This is a genomic window from Acinetobacter sp. SAAs474 (assembly GCF_032823475.1).
In the GTDB taxonomy this organism is placed as follows: Bacteria; Pseudomonadota; Gammaproteobacteria; order Pseudomonadales; family Moraxellaceae; genus Acinetobacter.
The window spans coordinates 2,032,899-2,058,017 of the sequence record NZ_CP127915.1 but is presented as its reverse complement, the minus strand read 5'-3'; the positions used below and the strand labels follow the sequence as shown (position 1 = coordinate 2,058,017).

Below are 25,119 nucleotides of genomic sequence, written 5' to 3'. Positions count from 1 at the left end.
CGTATTAAAGTTAAGATTTTCTTGTAAAGTTAATCTCTATACTCATCGCCAACATGATCAGATAAATATCGCATAAAATAATGACAGCTAGACGACACCATTTTCAAAAGTCAACTTAAAAATAATAAAAACATATCTGCGCCACAAGGTAATAACTCATTGACTAATGTTGATAACATGCGAGCATTTTAATGAATATCCAACATCAACAAATATCTTTATTATCATAAGCTATTTCACTCATTTTATTAAAATTATTTTTTTTATTTCGATATTTTTAATGTCATTTATTTTGATTTAAAACTCACATTATTTTGATATATTGATTAAAAATAATCGCTGGTTTTTTATTTTTTAAACTGCCATTTTAATTATAAATTTAATCCCCTTTATGCTTATTTTTTCGTGGTCATAAATTATGAATATCTTTAAAAACAGATATTTTACTACTACAAACATTTATACAACAAAAGTAAATGACATCACTATAATGATGGTAAAAATTATCTATTTAACTCCAAATATGTTACTCAATTCTAAAAACTTACGGATTTAAATTTTAATTATCTGCAACCTTATCATTTTTATCGATACACTTATCAAATAAACAGTACTCAAACTGCAGTAAATTCAACCAATTTACTGCATAGTTACTGGTTCTAAAGACAAAGTCGATGTACCATAGCTTGTCTTTTAATTTAACTGTGATAGGACTTATGCGCGAGTACGCTGTATTTACCTCAGAATCTGTAAGCGAAGGCCATCCAGATAAAATGGCTGATCAAATTAGTGATGCTATTTTGGATGCAATCTTAGAAGAAGATCCTTATGCACGGGTTGCTTGTGAAACACTTGTAAAAACTGGTGCAGTTGTACTTGCAGGGGAAATCACAACCACTGCAAATGTTGACTTTGAAGCAATTGTACGCCAAACCATCAATAGTATCGGCTATCATCATTCTGATCTGGGATTTGATGGCTCAACTTGTGCTGTAATCAATATGATTGGTAAGCAATCACCTGAAATTGCACAAGGTGTCGATCGCCAAAAACCTGAAGATCAAGGCGCAGGTGACCAAGGTTTAATGTTCGGCTATGCGAGTCGTGAAACAGATGTGCTCATGCCAGCACCTATTTCATATGCACATCGCCTCATGGAGAAACAAGCAGAATTACGCCGTAATGGTCAGTTACCATGGCTACGCCCAGATGCAAAAAGCCAAGTCACATTCGCTTATGAAAATGGCAAACCTGTTCGTTTAGATGCTGTTGTTTTATCAACTCAACATGATCCTGAAATTTCACAAGCTGATCTTAAAGAAGCAGTGATTGAGGAAATTGTTAAAAAAATTATTCCTGTTGACATGTTTCATGCCGACACAAAGTTCCATATTAATCCAACCGGTATGTTTGTCATTGGTGGACCAGTCGGTGATTGTGGCTTAACTGGACGTAAAATTATTGTCGATACATATGGTGGTATGGCACGCCATGGTGGTGGTGCTTTTTCTGGTAAAGATCCATCTAAGGTCGACCGCTCTGCAGCTTATGCAGGTCGTTATGTCGCAAAAAATATTGTTGCAGCCGGACTAGCGGATAAATGTGAAATTCAAGTTTCCTATGCGATTGGGGTGGCAGAACCAACATCAATCTCAATCAATACCTTTAATACCGGTAAGGTTGCTGATGAGCTAATCATTCAACTGGTTCGTGAACACTTCGATTTACGCCCATATGGTATTACTCGTATGCTTAATCTGATTCAACCGATGTATAAACAAACCGCAGCATATGGACACTTTGGTCGTGAAGGTTCAGATCATGCATTTACATGGGAAAAAACAGATAAGGTCGAAGCACTGAGAGCTGCTGCCAATATCTAATGCGATAAAATCATACTAAAATACCAGCTTATTTTTATAGGCTGGTATGGCTTTTAATAGTAAGCATATCGTGTTAAAAATATCACATCTAGTTAATATACAATATAAAAATGCAATCAAGTAACACGAGCAATGTTATAGATCACCAGTTTAAAAAATCTAAATATTTAATTGTTGAAATTCACGAATAGAAAGTTGATGAATTTCGCCACGCCAAATCCATTTTAATTTTGAATCAATAAATACATCACCTTCAAACCACACAAATAGACCTTCCATCATTTTTGGCCATTCATCTTTATTGATTGAATTTTTGCCAGAAATCACTGCTAAAATTGCAGCCAAAATCGTATCATGGCTTACAGCCAAACTTAAACCATGACTTTGCTGTGGATGACTATTGTAAATCAGTTCCAGAACATCCACTACACCACAAATAGGATGTTTCATTCCAGGCAAAGCTCGATTAACAAAACTATTAATAAACCCTAAAGCCCCCTGCTGTCTAAAGTATGGCCCTGCTTGCTTGATATCCAAAACAAAGCTACCGGGCTCAACCAAAAGACCTTGCTCAATAATACGAATATGATGGGTATTATTTTGATTCGTAATAATATCATCTGCACCCTGAATCATTAATGCAGCAGTATCTACACAACGTTGAATCGGGCTCGAAATACAATACTCGATCACACGACCTGTATTCTGAATCAAATATGCACCCCATTCTTGAGCCAAATCTCGGCCTTGATTGGTTAACTGAAGATCATACCCAGCCAAACCCTGACCGCTCAATTCTTCACGTATCGAATGTCGTGTAAATAACGTAACAGGTGTGTCTATATCAGGCAATAAATCAATTGCCTTGATCATACTTGCTGGAAGTAGATTCAGTGCCATAATTAGAATAATTTGGTTATTTTTTTTACTATAACATGAAAATATAAAATAGATATATATCGTTAATTTCTATTCGACATAAGTTCTAATCCATCCAAGGCAATTGTTTTAAATTGTGCAGTCCTATAGGCAATAAAGCTACCATTTAACAAAGTATCTCTTTGATTATAATAAAATGGCTGAGCTGATAAAGTCATTAACCCTCCACCTATACGCTCAAGTAAACATTGACCAGCACTAGTGTCCCATTCATATGTCGGATGAAATCTAGGATAGATATCAATCTGATTTTCCAACATCATACAAAACTTATAGGCACTACCGGCCTTAAACAATTCAATTGAATATAATCTAGATAAACTTTCTAAATATTCTATATATTTTGGTTGATTTTGATAGCTTTGACTGACACCTACTCTTATCTGACTCTCAACAGCAGTCTGATGATGAACAAACTGATACCAGTGTTTATGTTTAATTTCAAATTTAAAGGGCAATCCTTGTTCTGGTGCAATATAGATGAGCTCTTGACAAGGAATAGCCAATATCGCAAAAACGGTTTTTCCCTGATGAATTAAACTTAAATTAATCGTAAACTCAGGACGTTGTGCCAGAAACTCTTTGGTACCGTCTAAAGGATCAAGCAACCAAAAGGTTTGCCATGATTGATAATCATCCAATATCCCCTCTTCTGAAAGCAATGAAAAATCAGAAATCTTTCCCAATTCACTGGCTATATATTGATGAACACGATAATCTGCTTGTGTAACAGGGGATGCATCCGTTTTCTTTTCAATATTAAATTCTATGCCTGAGCAGTATAACTGATACTCTTCTCGTAATATTGCACAGGCCTGACTTAAAATAGGAATAAGCTCTTTGATCCATTGAGATTTTGGTGCTGAGGTCGCTATAAACATCGTATTCCTGATCTACATAACAAACGTTAGTTTTTTAAAAGTATATCGCAGAGTCTAATCATAATTGTTTAAGATTTACAGCAACATATATTAATATTGTCAATACCATCGCAAAGTTAAACGTTCACCTTGTTTATGCAACATTATGAGACACAAATATTGATTGCTTTTTTCAAACCTATTGAACTTCATTTGTGCCAAATTCTCCATACCTTATCCTACGCAACAGTATTTTCTCCTTAGCTCAGAATGGTGAGAATAAATAGTACAGCAATTAACTCGATGGATTAATAGACATGCTTAAACACAAAAAATAAACCACCTCAATGCATGATATTGCATAGTCGTAATACTTAATGATGGTAATATAAAACAGACTGGCATGATCAAAATATTTTAAGTTTTGGTCAATTTACCCCAAGCTCTAAACGGTGTTTTGATTGTGGTTATACCTTAGCCCATCCATCCCATTTACTCGATCATAAATTTGTCTTAATGATTCAAGTGCATGGGATAGACATATAGCTGTTAGGCCAAATGTAGGTAATATGAATTTAGCTTATGCTCTTAAGCTTAGTGCGATATCGAGTATTGCACTATCACATAACTTCATCAGCACAACGATCATCTCGAAAACTAGCAATGATAGTTTGTATAGGTGATAAAAACTTGACCAAGAGCTAGTCAATGGTTTAGTGGCGAAAATAGAGCAATTAAGCACTTTTTTCTTGTTTCATCAGTAAATAAGTTGTTTCAAATAATCCCCAAATAAGAGGAAATTCATACAGCTCTTCCATTAAATCCTTATACTCTCGATGATGAAGAAACAATGGTGCAATCATACGACTATGCTCAATTGAATCAGAAATAATCAGCGTCACTACAGCCAATAGAAAACTATAAATCGGAAAGCGCATGGTCGCCAATTTATGCATAATCTCTTGACGTAAGCATTTAGAAAAGAGCATAAATACAACTGGCGCAATAAAAAATATAGATATCACTCTAAAATAATCATGAGAAATTTCTGGAAAATAATCCCTTCCCCAACTGATACTACGCCCAAACAACATTACCCACCACAATACAGCCCAAAACCAAAACTGCTTTTGTCCCACGGTATTTGCTAAAGAACGGCTATATAAATAAGTAAATACTGCAGCCAGCAATAACAACAATGCCTGAATATTTTCCAAAAACCTGATCAGTAAACCTTCAAATAGAGGCGGATGAAAATCAACAATAAAAGGCGCAACTAAACACAATCCAATCAAAAATAGCGTTGGAGTGGTCATTTTTTTTAACAACATGGGAGAGTTTCACTAAAAAACTACATAGCATATAATTTTATCTATAAATTTCAAGATGATCACTAAAACGTAGAGTTGCAAAAATACAGTTTAAATTGATATTATTCTTAGTGCCAATTCGAATCCTATTTAAAAAAACAATATTTTTTTGTCTTTCGCTAGATCACAATTGGCATGATAAAAAAATCAATTCAATGATCTAATTATTAGTCAAATTGGCTGGATATTAATTATTAAATTACAATTATTTCATCAACTTAAAGAAAAATTCTTGTTCGCAATTTGAATTTTTTTAGCGTTACTTTAACAATCAATATATCTTAAAATAGATTGAATTATTCAACATGAGATTTAATGTTGTATTATTTACCTCTGGTTTATGTCAATTTTATTTAAGCGATATATAGAACAGTAGCGTTACATAAAGTATTAACGACTGATTAACATTTAGTCACTCAATATTTTTAAGTTCAAGGTTTAACCACCGTAAAATTACAGTGATTAATTTTTTACTCTTTATTTCAAGTCAATATCATTTAAAACCATATAAAAAATAATCATCACATTTAGAAAAAATATTTTTTTAATTAATAAAACTAAAAAACTATAAGTAAGCAAACTCGTCATTTAGTATAAATAAAAATATAAAATCAATATAATTCAAAATATTATATGATAAAAAAATAAGATACATAATAAATTATTATAAGAAATAAATTTTATTGTTAATTTTTAATTGCAATCACTTAACATCAGCATCAACATTTAAAAATAAAATCGTCGAATAAATTACCGATAAAAGTATATTATTTAACCATTCATTAACAAAAAAGATTAAACATATCCTTGATTATGAATATAAACGTCCTCATAAATTAAGTAAATCATTCGTTAAATATAGAATGATGACTTTGTCATATTCTTCCAAACGATCAAAGCAAAAAATCATTTTTTGTTATCGTTTTTATTGACCCACAACTCACATTACACAAAGGTGAGAAAAATTGCGGGAAAATAACACATGATGGGTCAATTTTACTCAAAAAATGACATTTAAAGCTATTTTCTGGCTTTAAACGAATAAACATGCATTATTTTTGGTCTAAGTACATATATAGCCTTATTGAAGTACAATATATTGCTGTCGTATTGAGTCAAATCTAATCTAACAAGCGCTTATATAAAGAGCAACTCAAGGGTTACAGAACATGAACTTATCTAAATTCAAGTCACTTTGCGAAATGACATTTGGTCATTCGTGGCAAGATCAAGTTGCCAACTATTTAATGATTAATAAAGAAACACTGTGTTCTTGGATAGATCAAGATACCATTCCTGCATGGGTTAAATTAGAATTAAAGCCTTTAGCTGATCGCAGAGCGAAAGAAACACAATTTGCTTTAAATCATATTGACTCCAACTTAAATGATTATCTTCATGCTGATGCAATTCTCAAAGGTCAAGTCAATCATTATAATTATGAAAAATATAATTTTAATGATGTTCAAGAGTTTATTGAAAATCAAAAATTTACCATCTTGGATTTCGCTAAACAACTGATTAGAGATGGCCAAGATGAATCATTTGTTTTAGAGCAAGTAAAATCATTATTTTTAAATGAACAAGATATTGTAAGTTACCTTAAACAACATCATATCGCTTTAAGTGAAGTTTTTGAAATAGAGCGTCTACGTCTTGAGGCCTATGATGAGGTCATGGCAGACGTTAATATTATATTTACTCGGTATCATCAAACAAACCCTCTTTGAGGGTTTTTTTATCATTTAAATCTAGCTCAAAATATGATCTAGATAAAAACTATTTACTCAAGCCTTAACTCAAAATAGATTAACATATCAAACCATACATCTTGTTATTCATCATACTTATTCAAATCGATATCGATTTAAAATTACCAAAATAAAACACTTACTGTATAAATTTCATTTATGCTCAGTTAAATATCCATAATTTAAACAAAGTATTAAAATGAAAAATATTAAAATATTATCTGTATTAGGACTCACCTCTTTTCTCAGTACAATCACCAGTGCGGAACAACTATTTTCAATACGTGCAGAAGGAGGACTGACAGGATATGGGGGTGCAGTACTTTATCAAGTAAATCCTTATGTTCAATTAGCCTTAGGCTATAATCAAGGAAAAGTAAACTGGAGAAATCATATCACCATCAATAATATTCGATATGATTTAGACATGAATAATGACACACCTTATCTGAATGCATTAGTTTATCCATGGGCCAAAAGTCATCATACTTGGCTAAATTCAATCTATGCAGCCATAGGCGTTGGCTATATTGGCGATAACTATGATGTCAGCCGTAACTTTAAAATTGGCGACAAAATACCCAATAACTTTCATCAACTCCCGATCATTAATGGAACCGTCAAAGTCGAAGGTAACGTAGACTATTCGAGCAACATTTCACCTTATATGGGTATAGGAATTTCACCAAAACTGAATAACCAATGGCGTATATTTGCAGAAGCAGGCGTCTACTATACTGGTGATGCCGATGTGCATCTCACCCATGTCAATGGTATCTATGTGGGATCAATAGGACAAAAAACCGATTACAAATTAGATGATGCTGAAATGTATAGATGGCATCCCGTCGCAAAATTAGGATTAATTTACACTTTTTAATCTAAATGATGAATATATGATGATGAGATTTAGCGTTTAATCTTTCAGTACCCCATATAGGGATCATGGCTACTGCTTAATCATCACCCCCAAACAATACGGTTTCACCACCAATACATGATTAAAACGGTTTAAATCCAGGTGGTACAGAGTTTAACCGTTTTAATATACTCATCAACTTATTTTCGCTGCTGTATCACTTTTTTAAATCAGCATTGGTAAAGTAACAACATCCGCAGAAAACTCCTAGTAGGAAAAGTGACATCAACTTCTGCAAACCTCATCAGCAATATCACTATACAACAATGCGCTTCGTGTATTTATACTTAAGTATTGATTTGAAGTAGTGACGCTTATCCACCCCAAACAGGCTTATCCCGCTTCATCCTGCGATACAATATTTTAGGCTTAATTTGATAAAGTTAATATTTTTGTTAAACTTTATCATCATTCTGATGATTTAAATAACCATCAAAAATTATATAGAACAATGTTTTAACAGTTTTTAATTCATATATTAAACCGTAAAAGCATTAGAGAATTTTAAATGAGTAAACCTACGATCATTTTCGATATGGATGGCACCTTACTGGATTTGGCTTACGATGATTTTATCTGGAATCAGCTGTTACCTATTCGTTATGCAGAAACACATCAATGCAGCCATATAGAAAGTCAAAAAATTTTATTTGATTTTTACCAGCAGCATAACCATACACTGAATTGGTATTCATCACGATTCTGGACTAAAAAAACTGGGGTAGATGTGCTCAACATGCAACTTGAGTTTAAACATCAAGTCACTGCACGAAAAGGTTGTTATGAACTTTTAAATTATCTTAAAACACAACAATATCCGATTTGGTTGGCCACCAATGCAGATGTCGCTGGATTAAATTTTAAGTTACAGCAAATGAATCTTAAACAGTATTTTGATGTTATTGTAAGTTCTGAAGAAATCGGACATGCAAAAGAAGAGATTGAGTTTTGGCAAATTTTATCTACACAGCATGATTTTGATCCTCAATACTGTTATTTTATTGATGATACAGAAAAAGTATTAAATAGCGCTCAAAAATTTGGTATAAAACATCTGATCAGTATTATGCAGCCTTCATCAGAACAATCTGCACGTGATTCGTTTCCCTACCCTATGCTTAATCAATTAACTGATTTCATAGATTATTTAAAACAAGCTGAGGACTCAAAAAAATATGCGTAAATCAAATCTACCTGAAAATGCGGTGGGTATGCGTATTGATAAATGGCTCTGGGCTGCACGTTTTTTTAAAACACGCTCTATCTCTAAAAATGCGATTGAAGGTGGTAAAGTACACCATGATGGTGAACGCGTTAAAGTATCCAAAGAAATTCGTATTGGAATGGAATTAACCATTCAGCAGGGAATTGATAAAAAAACTGTTGTGGTAAAAGCACTTTCAGATGTACGTGGCCCTGCACCGATTGCACAAACACTCTACGAAGAAACAGAAGTCAGTATTGCTCGTCGAGAGTTACTGACATCACAACGTAAATTACAGAATTTAGCCCGCCCTGATCATCGTCCAAGTAAAAAAGATCGAAGAGATATCCACAAATTTAAAAAAGACAATGATGAACAGTTTAATCACTACTGGTCTTATGATGATCACTAAGTTATGCGTCATAACATGTCGTACAAGTAATGATTTCAATAGAACACATAGATAAATTCTGTCACTATACTAATGTGAGCAAGATCATCATGAAATCCATTCACTGAATGTATATTATTTCGTGACATCATATTGAGGTTTTGAAATGGATGAAAATAAAAGTAAGGCACTAAATGCTGCATTAAGCCAAATTGAAAAACAGTTTGGTAAAAATACAGTGATGCGTCTTGGAGATAACACCGTTCAAGCAGTTGAAGCAATTTCAACTGGCTCTTTGACGTTAGATATTGCATTGGGTATTGGTGGTTTACCAAAAGGCCGTATTGTAGAAATCTATGGCCCTGAATCTTCGGGTAAAACAACCATGACATTACAAGCGATTGCTGAATGTCAAAAAGCGGGCGGCACATGTGCATTTATTGATGCAGAACATGCTTTAGATCCTCAATATGCACGTAAATTAGGCGTAGATATTGATAATCTTTTGGTTTCACAACCTGACCATGGTGAGCAAGCACTTGAAATTGCCGACATGCTGGTACGTTCTGGTGCAGTCGATCTAATTGTTGTGGACTCTGTTGCTGCACTTACGCCTCGTGCTGAAATTGAAGGTGAAATGGGTGACTCTCATATGGGCTTACAAGCCCGCCTCATGAGTCAAGCACTACGAAAAATTACAGGAAATGCCAAACGCTCTAACTGCATGGTCATCTTCATTAACCAGATTCGTATGAAAATTGGTGTGATGTTTGGTAGCCCAGAAACCACCACGGGTGGTAATGCATTAAAATTCTATGCGTCTGTACGCCTAGATATTCGCAGAACAGGCCAAGTAAAAGAAGGTGATGAAATTATTGGTTCAGAAACCAAAATTAAAGTCGTTAAAAACAAAATGGCACCACCATTTAAAGAAGCATTATTCCAGATTCTTTATGGTAAAGGTGTCAATCATCTAGGCGAAGTGATTGATCTTGCCGTACAACAAGAAATTATTCAAAAGGCAGGTGCTTGGTATTCATATCAAGGTGATAAGATTGGTCAAGGTAAAAATAATACCATCCGCCATCTAGAAGAACATCCCGAACTTGCTCGAACCATCGAGAAACTGATTCGAGATAAATTACTGACGACAACTACTGTTCCAACCACAGAGTTAGATGAAGAAACACCTGAGTTTTTAGATGCTTAATTAATTACTTACATTCATCGCAAACAAACGCCCTTCGGGGCGTTTTAATCTTAGTGAAATACTATAAGACATGACCAAAGCAAAGTTTCCCAATCTTATCGATTATGATGCACTTAAATCGCAGTATGGTGAATATAACCATCTTACGCCAATACAAGATGCAAATATTACCAATCATCAGACAACCAGATCCAATAATTTAGATTTAGACCAAGATGCTCGGGAAGAATCTAAAATAGGATTAAGCGGTGCACGCTTACGTGCTTATGCATTCACATTATTATTACGTAAAGAATACTCAAAGGCTGATTTGATCGAAAAATTAACACGTTATGCCAGTCATCCTGAAGAAGTTATTGCTTTAGTAAATGAACTATCTGAAAAAAATTATCAAAGTGACCAACGTGTTGCAGACATAGTGCTCTCAAGCCAGAAACGCAAAGGTAAAGGTCCGCATCAAATCAAAATGGCTTTAAAAGCGAAAAAAGTTGACCAACAATTGATTGAAGAAGATTTAAAAAAAGTCAACTGGTTAGCACAGGCCTATCAGTTAAAAGTCAAAAAATTTGGCGTAGAAGTAACACAAGATCATAAACAAAAGGCAAAACAAATTCGCTTCTTGATGTATCGTGGCTTTGATATGGAGATTATTTTAAAAGTTATTCATCATCAAGAACATGATGATTTTATAAATGAATAATTTAGATATGGTGGCAGCCCTACTAGCAAGACTTCGGCACATAATATTTCTACTACCGTTGCTACCTTCCGGTCCTGGCGGGGTTTGTAGAGTATTATTGCGAAGTAACCAGCAGGGCTACCATTACAAAACCAAGTATAGAGAATTTTATGTAACTTGCAAGTCTATTACAGCCATTTGATGTTTGTTTGCTTATTAAAAAGTCAAAAATATAATTTATTTAAATCAGCACTATTTATCACAACAGCGAATCCCCAACAAGAGACTTAAACAGCGTACTGATTTTAATCAACTCATCATAACTTTTCCAGAAAGCGACAGATCATCCTTGTCGTCATCCAGTGAAACTGGCATATTATAAAAAACCTAACTGATATTCGTTTCATATCTGGATTTTATTATGCTTAAAAAAAGTACTTTCTTTATGCTTGCAGTATTCAGCAGTAGCGCACTCTATGCCGATATACCTATCGAATCAAAAGAATTAAGCAATACAACAACAGCATCAATTCCTGCGTTAACTGTTCCAAATACAGCGTCCACATTACCAACCAATATTAATTGGCAATTAACACAAAAAACACAAGAATTAGAAAAAGATATTCGTATTTTACGTGGAAAAATAGAAGAACAAGACAATGAAATTAGTCAGCTAAAAAATGAACTCAACAATCGTTATACCGACTTAGATCAACGTCTTGAATTAATTTTACAAAAGGTTGACCCTGATGATAGCTCAGCCGCAAAAGAAGAAGAAAATAAAGAAAATACTGTAGAAGCAGCAAAACAACCAACAATAGCAAAAACAAAAAACTCAACCGAATTCAACACGACTTCAGCAATACAAACGGCAACCCAACAAACCCCGCCCTCCTCAAATACGGATCTTGACAAGGCAGCTTATACGGTTGCTTTAGATGCATACAAACAAGGCGGTGCACAAAAAGCAATTCTTCCTATGCAGAACTTTATTAAAAATAATCCAAACAGTATTTATGTCAGTAATGCCTATTTTTGGTTGGCTGAATTTAATCTAGCCTTAGAACCTACCAATTATGCTGCAGCGAAAAAAAATTTTGAAATTGTTATGAAACAATATCCAAATTCAAGCAAAGCACCCAGCGCAATTTATCGTCTTTATAGTATTGCCTTAAATGTCGATCACAATAACCAACTTGCCAATCAATATAAAGCAGATTTACTCAAAAGATATCCAAATGCTGAAGAGGTAAAATTTATTAAAAATAAAAAAGCGGCGATCTAAATATCATCACTAACCATCATATAGGTATCATGAATTAAAAAAAGGCCATCATTAAAGATAACCTTTTTTAAATAGCCACGCTGTATCTAACGCACAATACCACGTTGAGATTGCTCTAACGAGTCAATCAGTCGCTGTGCCTCAGAAACAGAAGGCAAAATCTCTGTACGAATTTTTTCAATCGCTTCTTGAGTGGTCAGCCCAGACTTATAAATCAACTTAAATGATTCACGCAAGCCTTGAATCGTTTCTTTTGACCACCCCTTACGACGCATTCCTTCAACATTCATTGCAAAAGCATGTGCAGGATTACCAGAAACCATGACATAGGCAGGCACATCTTTTAAAATCAGTGAAGCCCCACCAATCATACTAAATGAATCAATCTTACAAAATTGATGAATACCAGAATTTCCACCGACAATCACATAATCAGCAATATGCACATGACCAGCAACACCAACATTATTGGCAAAAATATTATGATCACCCACCACACAGTCGTGTGCAATATGAGTATTGACCATTAATAAATTATAATTCCCCAACTTAGTTAGACCTTGATCCTGAACAGTCCCTCTATGCAAACTACAATGTTCACGAATAGAATTGTGATCTCCAATTTCCAACCAAGTTTCTTCACCCTTATACTTTAAATCTTGGCAAATCTCACCCACACTTGCAAACTGGAAAATTTCATTATTTTGACCAATTCGAGTATAGCCTGCCACCACAACATGTGAATGCAATTTAGTACCAGCACCAATGCTTACATTTGGCCCAATAATACAATAAGGACCAATTTGAACATCTGGTGCAAGGACTGCAGATGAGTCAATAATAGCGGTAGGATGAATGAATTCGTTATTGCTCATGCTTACTCTGTTTTTTGTCTGGAGATAATAATTTCCGCAGTTGCTGCGATAACACCATCAACTGAGGCACTACAATTATATTTGTAAATACCAAGTTTTTGCATTATTAATTCAGATTTTAATATCAATTGATCACCAGCAACCACTTGTTTTTTAAATCTGACTTTTTCAGCACCTGCAAATAAAAACACCGTGCCTGGTTTTGGTCTTTCATTATTCATAATAAAACCCAAAACACCTGAAACTTGTGCCAGTGCTTCAATAATTAGAACCCCTGGCATAATTGGATATTCTGGAAAATGCCCTTGTAAAAACTCTTCATTAATAGAAACGTTTTTATACCCAACAATACTACTATCTGAAATTTCAGTAACACGATCTACCAGTAAAAATGGATAACGATGTGGTAAATATTCACGAATAGCAGCAATATGCATCGGTAACACAGGCTTCGTGAACTTGGCTAAAGTTGATTCTGTCATAATGATTTACGCAATTCTAAAGTTGATTCAATGTGCTCAATTTGAGCTTGTACATGATCAATTTTTTTAACCAATTGAGTCAATGGCACATCTGCTAATTGTTTTACACGCACAGCAGAGCGTCGCCAGAGCGGTGTAGGTAAAAGAACTGTACCTGAAGAATAAGATCCTGGTTCAGAAATATTATTTGTGACCATTGACATTCCAGTAAAGGTTATATTATCGGCAATTTTAATATGCCCCACGATACCAACCCCACCAGCAAGAATACAGTTTTTGCCAATCGTGGTACTACCTGCAATACCACATTTTGCAGCAATTGCAGTATTTGCACCAATTTTAACGTTATGGGCAATTTGCACAAGATTATCAATAATAACACCATCTTCTAAAATCGTATCATCCAATGCACCACGATCAATACTACAATTGGAGCCGATTCTCACGTCATTGCCAATCCGTACAGAACCTAATTGAGCGATACGATGCCATTTCCCCTGATAAGGTGCAAAACCAAATCCTTCACCACCAATAACTGTATTGGCATGAATACGAACCCGATTGGCAATTTTAGTTTCGCCTGTCAACATCACATGTGAATCAATAAAACAATGATCTCCCACTTCCACAAAATCATCCAATGTGACGTGAGATTTAATGATACTGTGTTCACCAACTACACAGTTTTCACCAATCACCACATAATGACCAATATATGCAGAATCAGCAATCATGGCTGTCGGATGAATTTGCGCAGTCGCCTCAATACCCGTTTGCTGATGTTTACGCTCAAAAATATGGGTTAAAGTAGCAAAGGCAAGATAGGGATTATCGACAATAATAAAATTTTGGTGCATTGACAACTGGTCTTTTAAATCAGCTGTAATAATAAGCGCACCTGCTTTTGAATGCTGTGCATGGGGAATATATTTTTCTCCATTCACAAAAGCAATCTGCTGATGATCCGCATGCTCTAAACTTGCTAGACCACTTAATAAAAAATCAGGCTGTCCAAGGCACTGACCTTGCACAACCTGAGCCAAATATTGTAAATTAAGATTTTGGTCACTCATTTGTTACTTCATTGCATTAACCTTTTGCACCATTTTATCAGTTAAATCACTACTCGGGTCAAATGCTAATACTGCTGTTTTATTCAAAACAGCATCTAATTTATTTTCTTTGCGTAATTGTTCAGCAACTGTTTTTACTTGTGTTTCAAAATTCTGATTGGTTGCTTGCATAGACTTTTGTACTTTAGCCTGAACATCTTGTTGTAATTTTTCTAATTGAGTCACTTTAGCCTGAAACTCTTCAGTCATTTTTTTCTTTTCAGCATCTGTTAATTTTGCTGTTTGTGCCTTTTGCTGCAATGCTGTTAACTCTTTCTGCAATTGCTCAATTTGCGTTGTTTGCGGTTTTACAGATTGTTGTAAAGATGATTCTTGTTGTTTTAAATAACTGCTGCTTTGTACCACTTTGGCAATATCAACAACACCGATATCAGCAGCTTGTACTGCAGTAAAAGATAATCCAACAAGCATAGATAATATTAATTTTTTCATTTTATATAAATTTCCTAATTAAATAGAATTAATAAAGTCGTACTTAGAAAGTACGACCGATTTCAAATTGGATACTCTTAGTATCATCGCCTTTTTTATCATTAAGTGGATAAGCATAGCTAAGAGATAAGGGTCCAATCATGGTAATCCAAGTAAAGCCAACGCCAACACTATAGCGTAAGTTACCTAAATCAAACTCATAATTATCTTTACAATCCTGTCGTAAAGTTTGATTAGAGATTTTGCTACATTGTGTATCAAACACCTGTGCACCTTCTGCAAAAATCACAGGGCGAACCTGGCGTGTCCAATCACCTTTAAATGGCAATGGAATAGCCAATTCAGTTCCGAATTGTACCAAGGCATTACCACCAACACTATCTGGATCACTATCCTTAGTACCAAGTGCTTCATCACGAATTGAATTATAACGTGGCCCTAAAGTACTGTTTTCATAGCCACGTACCGATCCAAAACCACCTGCAAAGAAGTTTTTATAAAATGGTAAATCATTACCATAACCCAGCTTACCATAGCCACGCAGTACAAAATCTTTTGGTAATGGCAAAAAGGCTTGTGCATCATAAACTACTTTTTGATACTCTACTTTACTTCCCGGTAGTGCAATTTCCCCATTGACACGATGTGCCACACCTGAAGTTGGGAATACGGGTCTATTTAACGTATTGTACGACCAACCTAAGTTTAAATTATAGGTTAAGAAGCTCCCTTTATATTGATCACCATAGGTAATAGTTTCAGCACAAGTGCCATCAGCCTTGGTCACTTTACACTCAGTAACCGAATTTGTTTCTCGCCCACCATTCGATGTTAAATAATCCGCAATATAATTTGAAGCATAAGGACCAGTCGTCACTTTAGTTTCATCAATATTGACACCAAAACTTAAACTTTGATTTTCATCAATTGGGTAACCAAAGGTTAAACCACCACCATAACTATCGGTCACATAGTTATTAACACTATAGTTATCTGAGAGTTTGGTTTTTCGATAATACATATTATAACCACGACGTACACCATCAATGGTAAAATATGGATCAGTAACACTTAAATTATAATAATCTTGCGTTTGAGAACGGGAAAGATCAATCGCTACACTATTCCCTGTACCAAAAAAGTTAGTCTGACTTAAACCTGCCTGAAAAGTCACACCACCACTTTGCGAGAAACCGACCGCCAATGTGGTTGTGCCAGAGTGCTGCTCTTCAACATTGACATTTAAATCGACTTGGTCAGGCGATGTTGGAACACGCGCAGGAACAATATTGACTGTTTTAAAGAATCCAGTACGTTCCAAACGGATCTTAGATAAATCAATTTTTTCATTACTGGCTAATGCACCTTCCATTTGACGCATTTCACGACGTAAAACATCATCTGCTGTTTTGGTGTTACCCGTAAAATTAATACGACGAACAGTGATTTGCTGACCAGGGTTAATATAGTAATTCAAATCAACTGTTTTAGTTTCATTATTGATTTGTGGTACCACATTCACTTCAGCATAATAATAACCAGCATTACCATACTTACGTAATAATAATTGCTTCACCGCATCCACTTTGGCCTGTGAATAAATATCACCATCATTATAAATTTTTAATGCTGCTAATTCATCTGGCTTATACAGGGCATCGCCTAAAAATTTGGTTTCACCAAATTTAAACTGCTCACCCTCATTAATACTTACTTCAATAAAAATGCTTTTTTTATCTTCGCTAATATTTAACCGTGAGTTAACAATATCAAAATTAATGTAGCCTTTATTGAGGTACATCGCTCTTAACGCTTCTAGACTGGCCGCCATTTTTTCGCGTGCATAACGGTCATTACCACTAACAATAGAGCTCCAGCCCGATTCTTTAATGGCAAAAGCTTGTTTGATTTCGCTTTCAGTAAATACCGTATTACCAATAATATTGATGTCAACCACTTTTGCTGGTTTACCCTCAACAAATTCAATAATTAATTCAACACGATTATTGGGCTGAGGTATCGTTTTAACATTAACAGTGGCTTCATAGCGCCCTTGTTGCATATACTGCTGTTCAAGTTCAGATTCTAAAGTTTGTAATGTCGCTTTATTTAATACTTCGCCTTCAGCAATTCCCATTTTTTTCAGGCCTTCCTGTAAAGCCTCTTTAGGAATTAACTTATTACCCTTTAACTCAACCTTCGAAATCAATGGGCGCTCGACCACTTGAAAAACTAATGTATCACCATTACGAGATGATTTAATATCATCAAATAAACCAGTAGCATATAAGGCACGTATGGCATTAGAAACGGTCGCATCATTCACTCGATCACCAGCTTTGACCGGAATCATGCTATACACATTTTCTGGTGTTAATCTTACAAGTCCATCGATTTGAATATCACGTACAATAAACTCATCTGCTGCATATACCTGTTGTACTGCTGCCATTGCACTGATGAGCGCCAAAGGCATAAAAAGATTTTTGTGATGCATGCCAATTTGTTCCAATAATTTATATTGTCCACGTTTTATAAACGCATAAAGTCGTTAAATAATGCCAGAAGCATCATGCTACCCAGCAGTACCATACCAATTTTCAAACCAACTAAATGTACTTGTTCAGAAACAGGTTTACCACGGATGAGTTCTACAAAATAGTAAACTAAATGCCCACCATCAAGCATTGGGATCGGTAATAAATTTAGAATTCCTAAACTTACACTCATCAATGCCATAAAAGAAATAAAAGTTTGCCACCCCATTTCTGCACTTTGACCCGCAACTTTAGCAATAGTAATCGGTCCCGATAGATTTTCTAATCCAATCATGCCCCGAACCATTTTTACTATAGAATTTAAAATCATGCTAGAAATTTGTCCTGTTTTTTCGACAGCCATCACAAATGCTTCAGCAGGATTATATTGAATCGTCTGTTTAAATGTTTCAGGAATAATGACTTTACCTGGATTACTCTGCACACCCAGCATACCAATCATATTGCCCATTTTATCTGGTTTGCCTTGTGGCATAATCTGTAACTGTACAAGCTTATGATCTCGAAGCACATCAATTTTTAATAATTTTTCTGGTGATGCTTGTACAATACTGACTACATCAAACCAATTATTCATTTTTACGCCATCAATAGCAACAATTTTGTCACCTTCCTTCATACCTTGGCGTTGTGCCGCACCATCTGTACTCAACTTGGTCACTACTGCTGGAATAAATGGACGATAAGGCGTAAAACCAAGTATATCTAAAGGTGACTTGGTCTGATCCTTTAGAAAACTTTCTATTGGTAAATTAAAATTTTGGATTACACCATTTCGCTCTACAGCAATATCAATATTTCCTGTCTCACCGGCACGATCAACCAATGCAAAATTCAAATTTTCCCATGTTGAAACAGGGGTTTTATCAATTGCAGTAATTTTATCTCCAACCTGCATCTGTGCTACAGCAGCTGGTGTATTCGGTAAAATTGCGCCAACACGTGTATTCAATTGTTCTTGTGCAGGTAAAAATAAAATCCAAAATAGTACGATTGCAAAAGCCAGATTAATCAGTGGACCCGCAGCAACAATCGCAATTCTTTTCCACGGGTTTTGACGATTAAAAGCGTAAGGAAGATCTTGCTCGGGTACCTCGCCCTCACGCTCATCCAGCATTTTTACATAACCGCCGAAAGGTAAAGCACTTAATTGATATTGGATACCCGATTTTTTTGATTTCCATTTGATCAAGGTTGGGCCAAATCCTATTGAATAGACCAATACTTTTACACCCAATTGACGTGCCACAAAGTAATGACCAAATTCATGAATTGCAATCAAAGGTCCAAGCAATAAAATAGCAGCAATAATAATAAACAAAATGCTCATGCAATCTCTCCTAACTGCTTAACCATTGCTGTGCAACTCGTCTTGATTGCTGATCAATATCAATAATCCACTCTAGACTATTGACTGCGCTATTTTCAACCTGATTTAAAGTTCTTTCTACAATTTCAGCAATCTGAGTAAACTTAATTTGCTGATTTAAAAATGCAGCAACAGCCACTTCATTGGCTGCATTTAAAATTGCTGGTGCTAAACCACCTTCTTTCATTGCATGACGCGCCAATGTTAAAGCCGGAAAACGGGTTGTATCTGGTGCATAAAAATCTAAATGATGATTGGTAAATAAATTTAACGCGGGTACGTGCGTTTTCAGGCGCTCAGGCCATGCCAATGCATGTGCAATTGGCGTACACATATCCGGATTTCCCATTTGAGCCAAAGTTGAACCATCCACATATTGAACCATAGAATGAATAATACTTTGTGGATGAATCACTACTGTAACAAATTGTTCTTGTACCGCAAATAAATGACAAGCCTCGATCAACTCTAAACCCTTATTCATTAAAGTTGCTGAATCAACTGAAATTTTTTGGCCCATTGACCAATTAGGATGCTTACATGCTTGTGCAGGTGTTACGTGCTGAAGTTGTGCTAAGGAGTGATTTAAAAATGGTCCACCTGAGGCTGTTAACAAAATTTGTGACACCCCTAACTGCGGCTGACCATTTCTGAGTGTTTGAAAATAATTGGCGGGTAAACATTGAAAAATTGCATTATGTTCAGAATCTACAGGCAACAACAACGCATGATGTTCACGTGCAGCCGTCATCATAATGTCACCAGACATCACCAATGCTTCTTTATTTGCCAGTAAAACACGCTTACCAGCCTTTACAGCTGCCAAGGTTGGCAATAAGCCTGCAGCACCCACAATTGCAGCCATAACAACATCAACTGCTGTAGATGATGCAATTTCAATTAAGCCTGCTTCATCTGTCGCTATAGCAATATCTAAAATATTTTCTGCCTTTAACTTAAGCTGCAATTCATCCACTTTACTGGAGGGCACGACAACCACTTTAGGGCGAAACTGTTTACAAATGTGTACAAGTTCATTTATTCGACTATAAGCACTCACTGCAAATAATGAATACTGATCAGGATGCTGTGCTAATATCTTTAAAGTACTTTGACCAATTGAACCTGTAACACCTAAAATACAAACAGTTTGTAACATTTATAAATTTACACCCATAATTTTTAAAAGATAAATTCCTGTAGCAAAGACTGGTGCTGCTGCAAGCAATGAATCAATACGATCTAAAACACCACCATGACCAGGTAAAATACGGCCTGAGTCTTTAATACCAGCGCGACGCTTAATCATTGATTCAAGTAAATCACCAAGAACAGAACTAAAAACGGTCATAACTGACAGAACAAGAAAAAGCATGTGCTCCATCAAGGTTAAATCCAAATATATCGATTCAACCACTGCAATAATTAACAATGCAGTAATAACACCACCAAACAAACCCTCTACCGATTTATTTGGACTAACCGCTGCTGCCAGTTTTTTACGGCCAAATTTACGGCCAACAAAATAAGCACCACTATCCGCTCCCCATACCAGTAAGAACAAGTACATCAACCACCAAGGAGAGAATGTCCAAAGCTTAAAAATAGCCGTAACTGCTGCTGAAACCAGAACAAAACCAATTAAAGGTAACGTTGCGTTATACCAACCATCATATGCTGGGTAAGATCTTACCCAATAAATACTCATACACCACATTAAAATCGATAAGCACCATAAGAAGAGTGCTATTTCACTATAATGCAATGCGAGTGCAGAAATCAGTACTGTCAATAAACCAAAAAACCAAGATTTGGATTTGATAAAATTATTTGTTTTTCTTGGCATGAGTTTAAACCACTCATAACCTGCAACCCCTGCTGCAACAATCATTAACATCAACATAGGATACTGTGATGGAGTTGCAAACATGCAACTCAATACCACAGCAACCAATATTAATGCGGTAATAATCCGCTCTAACATGTATTATTTCTCAAGTTTAACTTGCTGAGTTTGTTCAGAAGTTTTACCAAAACGCCTTTCCCGTCTAGAAAAAATAGCAAAAGCATTTAACATTTCTTCAACTGTAAATTCAGGCCATAAGGTTGGTGTAAAATACAATTCAGCATATGCTGTTTGCCAAAGAAGAAAATTAGAAATCCGATAATCCCCTCCTGTACGAATTAATAAATCTACAGGTGGCAAATCAGATAAACAGACATATTGAGCAAAAATATTTTCATCAATTTGATTTATATTAATTTTATGATCAACCACATCCTGTGCTAATTGCTTTGCAGCTTGGGCAATATCCCACATTCCCCCATAACTCATTGCAATAGTGAGTACCATTGCAACATTTTGCGGTGTTTTTTGCTCAGCTTCCAGCATCAATGCTTGTAATTTTTCTGATAATTTAGACCGATCACCAATAAAACGAAAAGCAATATTGTATTTTGCCATACGCTGAATTTGTTCGTAAATTGTATCTTCAAACAATTGCATTAACAAATCTACTTCAAATTGTGGTCGATTCCAATTCTCAGTAGAAAAAGCAAAAACCGTGAGTGCCTGAATTTTTTGCTGACAACAAAATTCAACAATAGGATCAAGAATATTTTTACCTTCTCGATGCCCATCACCTGGTGACATGTGATTTTTTTTGGCAAAACGGTTGTTGCCATCCATAATGATGGCAACATGCTTTGGAAGATTCTGAGTATCTTCAATCAAGGTCATAGATTTAGACCTTCATCAATTCATTTTCTTTTGCCGCTAGACGCTTATCGACTTCAGCAACATATTTATCTGTCATTTTTTGAACTTCATCACCTGCACGACGCTCATCATCTTCAGAAATTTCTTTTTCTTTCAATAATGTTTTGATATCACCTAAGATATCACGACGAATATTACGCAGTGCAACTTTAGCATTTTCCGCTTCTGAACGTGCAACTTTTTGCATATCACGACGTGTTTCTTCAGTCAATGCAGCCAGCGGGACACGAATCGTATCAGCTGTTACTGGATTTAAACCAAGGTCTGATTCACGAATCGCCTTATCAATCGCGGATACCATCGTACGTTCAAATGGTTGAACAATGAGTGTACGCGAATCTTCGACACCAACGTTTGCAACTTGATTTAATGGAACATCTGAGCCATAGTAAGGAACCATCACACCATTTAAAATAGATGGGTGAGCACGCCCAGTACGAACCTTAGCAAAACCTTGATCTAAAGACTCTAAAGTCTTTTGCATACGCTGTTCGCCGTCTTTTTTAAGATCGTTAATCATATGATCTTCCTTACTTAATTCTAAAATGATGTAATTGATAAAATGTTGACTAGTATAAGGTGCTTTACGCCTCTCGTACATTAATTCGTAACGAGAGTCCCTTCTTTTTCACCCATAACAACAGAAAGTAGTGCACCTGACTTGTTCATGTCAAACACTTGCAGTGGTACCTTGTGGTCACGGCAAAGACAAATTGCTGTCAAATCCATCACCCCTAACTTTTCATCCAATACTTGATCAAATGATAATGTGTCATATTTAACTGCATCATCATACTTACTTGGATCTTTATTGTACACACCATCTACTTTGGTGGCTTTAAGAATTAAACTTGCCTCAATTTCAATACCACGCAAACATGCTGCAGTATCAGTGGTAAAAAATGGATTACCCGTACCCGCAACAAATACACAGACTTCACCTTGAGTTAAATGACGAATCGCATCACGACTAGAATAAGATTCAACCACAGTACCAATCGGTAAAGCTGACATCAGACGTGTTTTAATATTGCGACGGACTAAGGCATCACGCATTGCCAAACCATTCATGACGGTTGCAAGCATCCCCATTTGATCACCAGTGACACGTCCAACTAAACCATCTTGCTGTAGCTGGCTACCGCGATAAAGATTCCCTCCTCCCACAACAATACCGACCTGAACACCCAGACCAACCAAATGTGCAATCGCCAGTGACATTTGATCTAATACCTGAGCATCAATCCCCATGTCTTTATTGCCTGCCAAAGCTTCACCAGAAAGTTTGAGCAAAATACGGTCATAACGCGGCTTTTTTGAATCAAGCATGATTAAAACTCCAATTTACCTAAAATTTATTTGATATTTTTCAATAATTAAGCTGATTTAATCCGAATTAACTGTGCAAATAAATCATATTCATCTGCATCTGTAATTTTAACTTCCAGCACATCACCAGCTTTGATTTGAGATTTATCAATATCTTCGACAAATACGTTGCCATCAATTTCAGGTGCATCTGCATAAGAACGCGCAACAGCAACAGGATATTCTTCTTCTAGATCATCAACCAGAACTGTCATCGTTTGACCAATGCGCTTTTGTAATTTAGCTGCTGAAATTTGTTGTTGAACTTGCATAAAACGTTCATAACGCTGCTGTTTAATCTCTTCAGGCACATGATCTGGCAAATCATTGGCTGTTGCACCCTCTACTGGTGAATAGGTAAAACAACCTACTCGATCAAGTTGAGCTTCTTGTAACCAGTCTAATAAAATTTGGAAATCTTCTTCGGTTTCACCCGGAAAACCTACCACAAAAGTAGAGCGGATCACCAATTCAGGACACTTTTCACGCCATAGTTTTAAACGTGCTAAAGTATTTTCACTGTGTGCTGGTCGCTTCATCAATTTTAATATTTTAGGACTGGCATGCTGAAAAGGAATATCCAGATAAGGTAAAATTTTCCCTTGTGCCATGAGATCAATGACTGCATCGACATGAGGATAAGGATAAACATAATGCAACCGCACCCAGATACCCAATTGCCCCAATGCTTCACACATGTCATAAAATTTGGTTTTAACCGGTTGGCCATTCCAGAAGTCTAATTTATATTTCGTATCCAGACCATATGCTGAAGTATCTTGTGAAATAACCAGAACTTCTTTAACACCTGCATTTTTTAAGGCTTGTGCTTCACTCAAGACTGAACCTACTGGTCGAGAAACCAAGTCACCACGCATGCTTGGAATGATACAGAAAGTACAACGATGGTTACAGCCTTCTGAAATTTTCAGATAAGCATAATGTTTCGGAGTTAAACGAATGCCTTGTTCAGGTACAAGATCAATAAATGGATTATGTTTAGGTGGCTCAGGGACATACTCATGTACAGCCTCCATCACTTCTTGATAGGCTGCTGCACCTGTCACTTTTAAAACATTGGGATGCATTTGACGAATTTTATCTTCATCTTTACCCAAGCAACCAGTGACAATGACTCGACCATTGGCACTCATTGCTTCACCAATAGCGTCTAAAGACTCTTGTACGGCAGACTCAATAAAACCACATGTATTAACAACAACCAAATCTGCACCATCATAATCTGATGCAACATCATAACCCTCAGTTTTTAACTGAGTTAAAATTCGTTCAGAATCTACCAATGCCTTAGGACAACCTAAAGATACAAAACCGACTTTGGGGGACTTCATGAATCTCTGCTCCACTAGAATGGGCGTATTGTATGACTTTTCTTAAAATAAAAACAGTTGAATTGGTGACTCTTTGTATGATGCACCAAAATACAGCCACAATTTAAACACATTATGACAAATGCACTGTTTTTGCTCAGCAATAATTTACATTGTATCCTTGATCAGTTATACGTTGCTATATAGAGCAATTTCAGGGCATTTTTATCTAAAAGTAATCATTATTTTAAGGCAAAACAGAAGTTGGCGTGCATTTTGCTTATACTGCATCAATTGTATT

At 35.7% G+C, this 25,119-nt stretch carries 23 protein-coding genes and 1 other RNA gene; 8 read left to right on the top strand and 16 right to left on the bottom strand.

What is annotated here, in order from left to right:
* Positions 1-716: 716 nt before the first annotated feature.
* Positions 717-1,883 (top strand): methionine adenosyltransferase, encoded by a 1,167-nt coding sequence (gene metK, locus QSG86_RS10435; RefSeq protein WP_317031432.1) that lies wholly within the window; start codon positions 717-719, stop codon positions 1,881-1,883.
* Between the two features lie 159 nt (positions 1,884-2,042).
* Here metK and QSG86_RS10430 read toward each other — a convergent pair whose 3' ends face one another.
* From QSG86_RS10430 to QSG86_RS10420, 3 genes are all read right to left on the bottom strand, one after another.
* Complete coding sequence (locus tag QSG86_RS10430) at positions 2,043-2,783, bottom strand: phosphoglycerate mutase family protein (RefSeq protein ID WP_317031431.1); 741 nt, start codon at positions 2,781-2,783, stop codon at positions 2,043-2,045.
* A gap of 62 nt (positions 2,784-2,845) precedes the next feature.
* A complete protein-coding gene (locus QSG86_RS10425) occupies positions 2,846-3,703 on the bottom strand; it encodes a 3'(2'),5'-bisphosphate nucleotidase CysQ (protein ID WP_317031430.1) in 858 nt (285 codons plus the stop codon).
* A 713-nt stretch (positions 3,704-4,416) separates the two neighbouring features.
* On the bottom strand, positions 4,417-5,013 hold the full coding sequence (locus QSG86_RS10420; RefSeq protein ID WP_317031429.1) for a hypothetical protein: 597 nt from the start codon (positions 5,011-5,013) through the stop codon (positions 4,417-4,419).
* A 1,208-nt stretch (positions 5,014-6,221) separates the two neighbouring features.
* Between QSG86_RS10420 and QSG86_RS10415 the strand changes: the two genes are divergently transcribed.
* The 6 genes from QSG86_RS10415 (at position 6,222) to QSG86_RS10390 (ending at position 11,227) form a co-directional block, all read left to right on the top strand.
* Positions 6,222-6,782: a hypothetical protein gene (locus tag QSG86_RS10415; RefSeq protein WP_317031428.1), complete on the top strand. Its 561-nt coding sequence runs from the start codon at positions 6,222-6,224 to the stop codon at positions 6,780-6,782.
* A gap of 220 nt (positions 6,783-7,002) precedes the next feature.
* On the top strand, positions 7,003-7,683 hold the full coding sequence (locus QSG86_RS10410) for a hypothetical protein (protein WP_317031427.1): 681 nt from the start codon (positions 7,003-7,005) through the stop codon (positions 7,681-7,683).
* A 547-nt stretch (positions 7,684-8,230) separates the two neighbouring features.
* Positions 8,231-8,905, top strand: a complete 675-nt coding sequence (locus tag QSG86_RS10405) for an HAD-IA family hydrolase (protein WP_317031426.1) — start codon at positions 8,231-8,233, stop codon at positions 8,903-8,905.
* On the top strand, positions 8,898-9,338 hold the full coding sequence (locus QSG86_RS10400; RefSeq protein ID WP_317031425.1) for an RNA-binding S4 domain-containing protein: 441 nt from the start codon (positions 8,898-8,900) through the stop codon (positions 9,336-9,338). The genes QSG86_RS10405 and QSG86_RS10400 overlap by 8 nt, the downstream gene beginning before the upstream one ends.
* 145 nt (positions 9,339-9,483) lie before the next feature.
* Positions 9,484-10,527 (top strand): recombinase RecA, encoded by a 1,044-nt coding sequence (gene recA / locus QSG86_RS10395; protein WP_317031424.1) that lies wholly within the window; start codon positions 9,484-9,486, stop codon positions 10,525-10,527.
* A gap of 70 nt (positions 10,528-10,597) precedes the next feature.
* Positions 10,598-11,227: a regulatory protein RecX gene (locus tag QSG86_RS10390; RefSeq protein ID WP_317031423.1), complete on the top strand. Its 630-nt coding sequence runs from the start codon at positions 10,598-10,600 to the stop codon at positions 11,225-11,227.
* 17 nt (positions 11,228-11,244) lie between these two features.
* Here the strand turns inward: QSG86_RS10390 and ffs are convergent.
* An RNA gene (gene ffs / locus QSG86_RS10385) (signal recognition particle sRNA small type) lies at positions 11,245-11,341 on the bottom strand.
* 283 nt (positions 11,342-11,624) lie between these two features.
* Between ffs and QSG86_RS10380 the strand changes: the two genes are divergently transcribed.
* Complete coding sequence (locus QSG86_RS10380) at positions 11,625-12,491, top strand: YbgF trimerization domain-containing protein (protein WP_317032551.1); 867 nt, start codon at positions 11,625-11,627, stop codon at positions 12,489-12,491.
* 86 nt (positions 12,492-12,577) lie between these two features.
* Here QSG86_RS10380 and lpxA read toward each other — a convergent pair whose 3' ends face one another.
* From lpxA to rimO, 12 genes are all read right to left on the bottom strand, one after another.
* Positions 12,578-13,366, bottom strand: coding sequence for an acyl-ACP--UDP-N-acetylglucosamine O-acyltransferase (gene lpxA, locus QSG86_RS10375; RefSeq protein ID WP_317031422.1), 789 nt, complete (start codon positions 13,364-13,366; stop codon positions 12,578-12,580).
* Positions 13,367-13,368: 2 nt separating this feature from the next.
* On the bottom strand, positions 13,369-13,848 hold the full coding sequence (gene fabZ, locus QSG86_RS10370; RefSeq protein WP_317031421.1) for a 3-hydroxyacyl-ACP dehydratase FabZ: 480 nt from the start codon (positions 13,846-13,848) through the stop codon (positions 13,369-13,371).
* Positions 13,845-14,921 carry a UDP-3-O-(3-hydroxymyristoyl)glucosamine N-acyltransferase gene (gene lpxD, locus QSG86_RS10365; protein ID WP_317031420.1) on the bottom strand — a complete coding sequence of 359 codons (1,077 nt, stop codon included), beginning with the start codon at positions 14,919-14,921 and terminating at the stop codon, positions 13,845-13,847. The genes fabZ and lpxD overlap by 4 nt, the downstream gene beginning before the upstream one ends.
* A gap of 3 nt (positions 14,922-14,924) precedes the next feature.
* Complete coding sequence (locus tag QSG86_RS10360) at positions 14,925-15,413, bottom strand: OmpH family outer membrane protein (protein ID WP_317031419.1); 489 nt, start codon at positions 15,411-15,413, stop codon at positions 14,925-14,927.
* Positions 15,414-15,456: 43 nt separating this feature from the next.
* Positions 15,457-17,865: an outer membrane protein assembly factor BamA gene (gene bamA, locus QSG86_RS10355; RefSeq protein WP_410487491.1), complete on the bottom strand. Its 2,409-nt coding sequence runs from the start codon at positions 17,863-17,865 to the stop codon at positions 15,457-15,459.
* An 80-nt stretch (positions 17,866-17,945) separates the two neighbouring features.
* Positions 17,946-19,301: an RIP metalloprotease RseP gene (rseP, locus tag QSG86_RS10350; protein ID WP_317031417.1), complete on the bottom strand. Its 1,356-nt coding sequence runs from the start codon at positions 19,299-19,301 to the stop codon at positions 17,946-17,948.
* A gap of 10 nt (positions 19,302-19,311) precedes the next feature.
* The gene (ispC, locus tag QSG86_RS10345) at positions 19,312-20,499 is read right to left on the bottom strand and encodes a 1-deoxy-D-xylulose-5-phosphate reductoisomerase (RefSeq protein WP_317031416.1); all 1,188 of its coding nucleotides are present in this window, start codon (positions 20,497-20,499) and stop codon (positions 19,312-19,314) included.
* The gene (locus tag QSG86_RS10340; RefSeq protein ID WP_317031415.1) at positions 20,500-21,324 is read right to left on the bottom strand and encodes a phosphatidate cytidylyltransferase; all 825 of its coding nucleotides are present in this window, start codon (positions 21,322-21,324) and stop codon (positions 20,500-20,502) included.
* A gap of 3 nt (positions 21,325-21,327) precedes the next feature.
* Positions 21,328-22,080, bottom strand: a complete 753-nt coding sequence (gene uppS / locus QSG86_RS10335; RefSeq protein ID WP_317031414.1) for a polyprenyl diphosphate synthase — start codon at positions 22,078-22,080, stop codon at positions 21,328-21,330.
* Positions 22,081-22,084: 4 nt separating this feature from the next.
* Positions 22,085-22,639, bottom strand: a complete 555-nt coding sequence (gene frr, locus QSG86_RS10330) for a ribosome recycling factor (protein WP_317031413.1) — start codon at positions 22,637-22,639, stop codon at positions 22,085-22,087.
* Positions 22,640-22,719: 80 nt separating this feature from the next.
* Positions 22,720-23,448: a UMP kinase gene (gene pyrH, locus QSG86_RS10325; RefSeq protein WP_317031412.1), complete on the bottom strand. Its 729-nt coding sequence runs from the start codon at positions 23,446-23,448 to the stop codon at positions 22,720-22,722.
* A gap of 47 nt (positions 23,449-23,495) precedes the next feature.
* A complete protein-coding gene (gene rimO, locus QSG86_RS10320; protein ID WP_317031411.1) occupies positions 23,496-24,839 on the bottom strand; it encodes a 30S ribosomal protein S12 methylthiotransferase RimO in 1,344 nt (447 codons plus the stop codon).
* Between the last annotated feature and the right edge of the window lie 280 nt (positions 24,840-25,119).

Coding starts and splice junctions, on each gene's coding strand:
- lpxD (WP_317031420.1), bottom strand. CDS start 14,921: ATGAGTGACCAAAATCTTAATTTACAATATTTGGCTCAGGTTGTGCAA.
- QSG86_RS10420 (WP_317031429.1), bottom strand. CDS start 5,013: ATGTTGTTAAAAAAAATGACCACTCCAACGCTATTTTTGATTGGATTG.
- metK (WP_317031432.1), top strand. CDS start 717: ATGCGCGAGTACGCTGTATTTACCTCAGAATCTGTAAGCGAAGGCCAT.
- ispC (WP_317031416.1), bottom strand. CDS start 20,499: ATGTTACAAACTGTTTGTATTTTAGGTGTTACAGGTTCAATTGGTCAA.
- bamA (WP_410487491.1), bottom strand. CDS start 17,865: ATGGCAGCAGTACAACAGGTATATGCAGCAGATGAGTTTATTGTACGT.
- QSG86_RS10390 (WP_317031423.1), top strand. CDS start 10,598: ATGACCAAAGCAAAGTTTCCCAATCTTATCGATTATGATGCACTTAAA.
- frr (WP_317031413.1), bottom strand. CDS start 22,639: ATGATTAACGATCTTAAAAAAGACGGCGAACAGCGTATGCAAAAGACT.
- QSG86_RS10400 (WP_317031425.1), top strand. CDS start 8,898: ATGCGTAAATCAAATCTACCTGAAAATGCGGTGGGTATGCGTATTGAT.
- uppS (WP_317031414.1), bottom strand. CDS start 22,080: ATGACCTTGATTGAAGATACTCAGAATCTTCCAAAGCATGTTGCCATC.
- rimO (WP_317031411.1), bottom strand. CDS start 24,839: ATGAAGTCCCCCAAAGTCGGTTTTGTATCTTTAGGTTGTCCTAAGGCA.
- QSG86_RS10410 (WP_317031427.1), top strand. CDS start 7,003: ATGAAAAATATTAAAATATTATCTGTATTAGGACTCACCTCTTTTCTC.
- QSG86_RS10415 (WP_317031428.1), top strand. CDS start 6,222: ATGAACTTATCTAAATTCAAGTCACTTTGCGAAATGACATTTGGTCAT.
- QSG86_RS10405 (WP_317031426.1), top strand. CDS start 8,231: ATGAGTAAACCTACGATCATTTTCGATATGGATGGCACCTTACTGGAT.
- lpxA (WP_317031422.1), bottom strand. CDS start 13,366: ATGAGCAATAACGAATTCATTCATCCTACCGCTATTATTGACTCATCT.
- QSG86_RS10360 (WP_317031419.1), bottom strand. CDS start 15,413: ATGAAAAAATTAATATTATCTATGCTTGTTGGATTATCTTTTACTGCA.
- QSG86_RS10425 (WP_317031430.1), bottom strand. CDS start 3,703: ATGTTTATAGCGACCTCAGCACCAAAATCTCAATGGATCAAAGAGCTT.
- QSG86_RS10430 (WP_317031431.1), bottom strand. CDS start 2,783: ATGGCACTGAATCTACTTCCAGCAAGTATGATCAAGGCAATTGATTTA.
- rseP (WP_317031417.1), bottom strand. CDS start 19,301: ATGAGCATTTTGTTTATTATTATTGCTGCTATTTTATTGCTTGGACCT.
- recA (WP_317031424.1), top strand. CDS start 9,484: ATGGATGAAAATAAAAGTAAGGCACTAAATGCTGCATTAAGCCAAATT.
- fabZ (WP_317031421.1), bottom strand. CDS start 13,848: ATGACAGAATCAACTTTAGCCAAGTTCACGAAGCCTGTGTTACCGATG.
- QSG86_RS10340 (WP_317031415.1), bottom strand. CDS start 21,324: ATGTTAGAGCGGATTATTACCGCATTAATATTGGTTGCTGTGGTATTG.
- pyrH (WP_317031412.1), bottom strand. CDS start 23,448: ATGCTTGATTCAAAAAAGCCGCGTTATGACCGTATTTTGCTCAAACTT.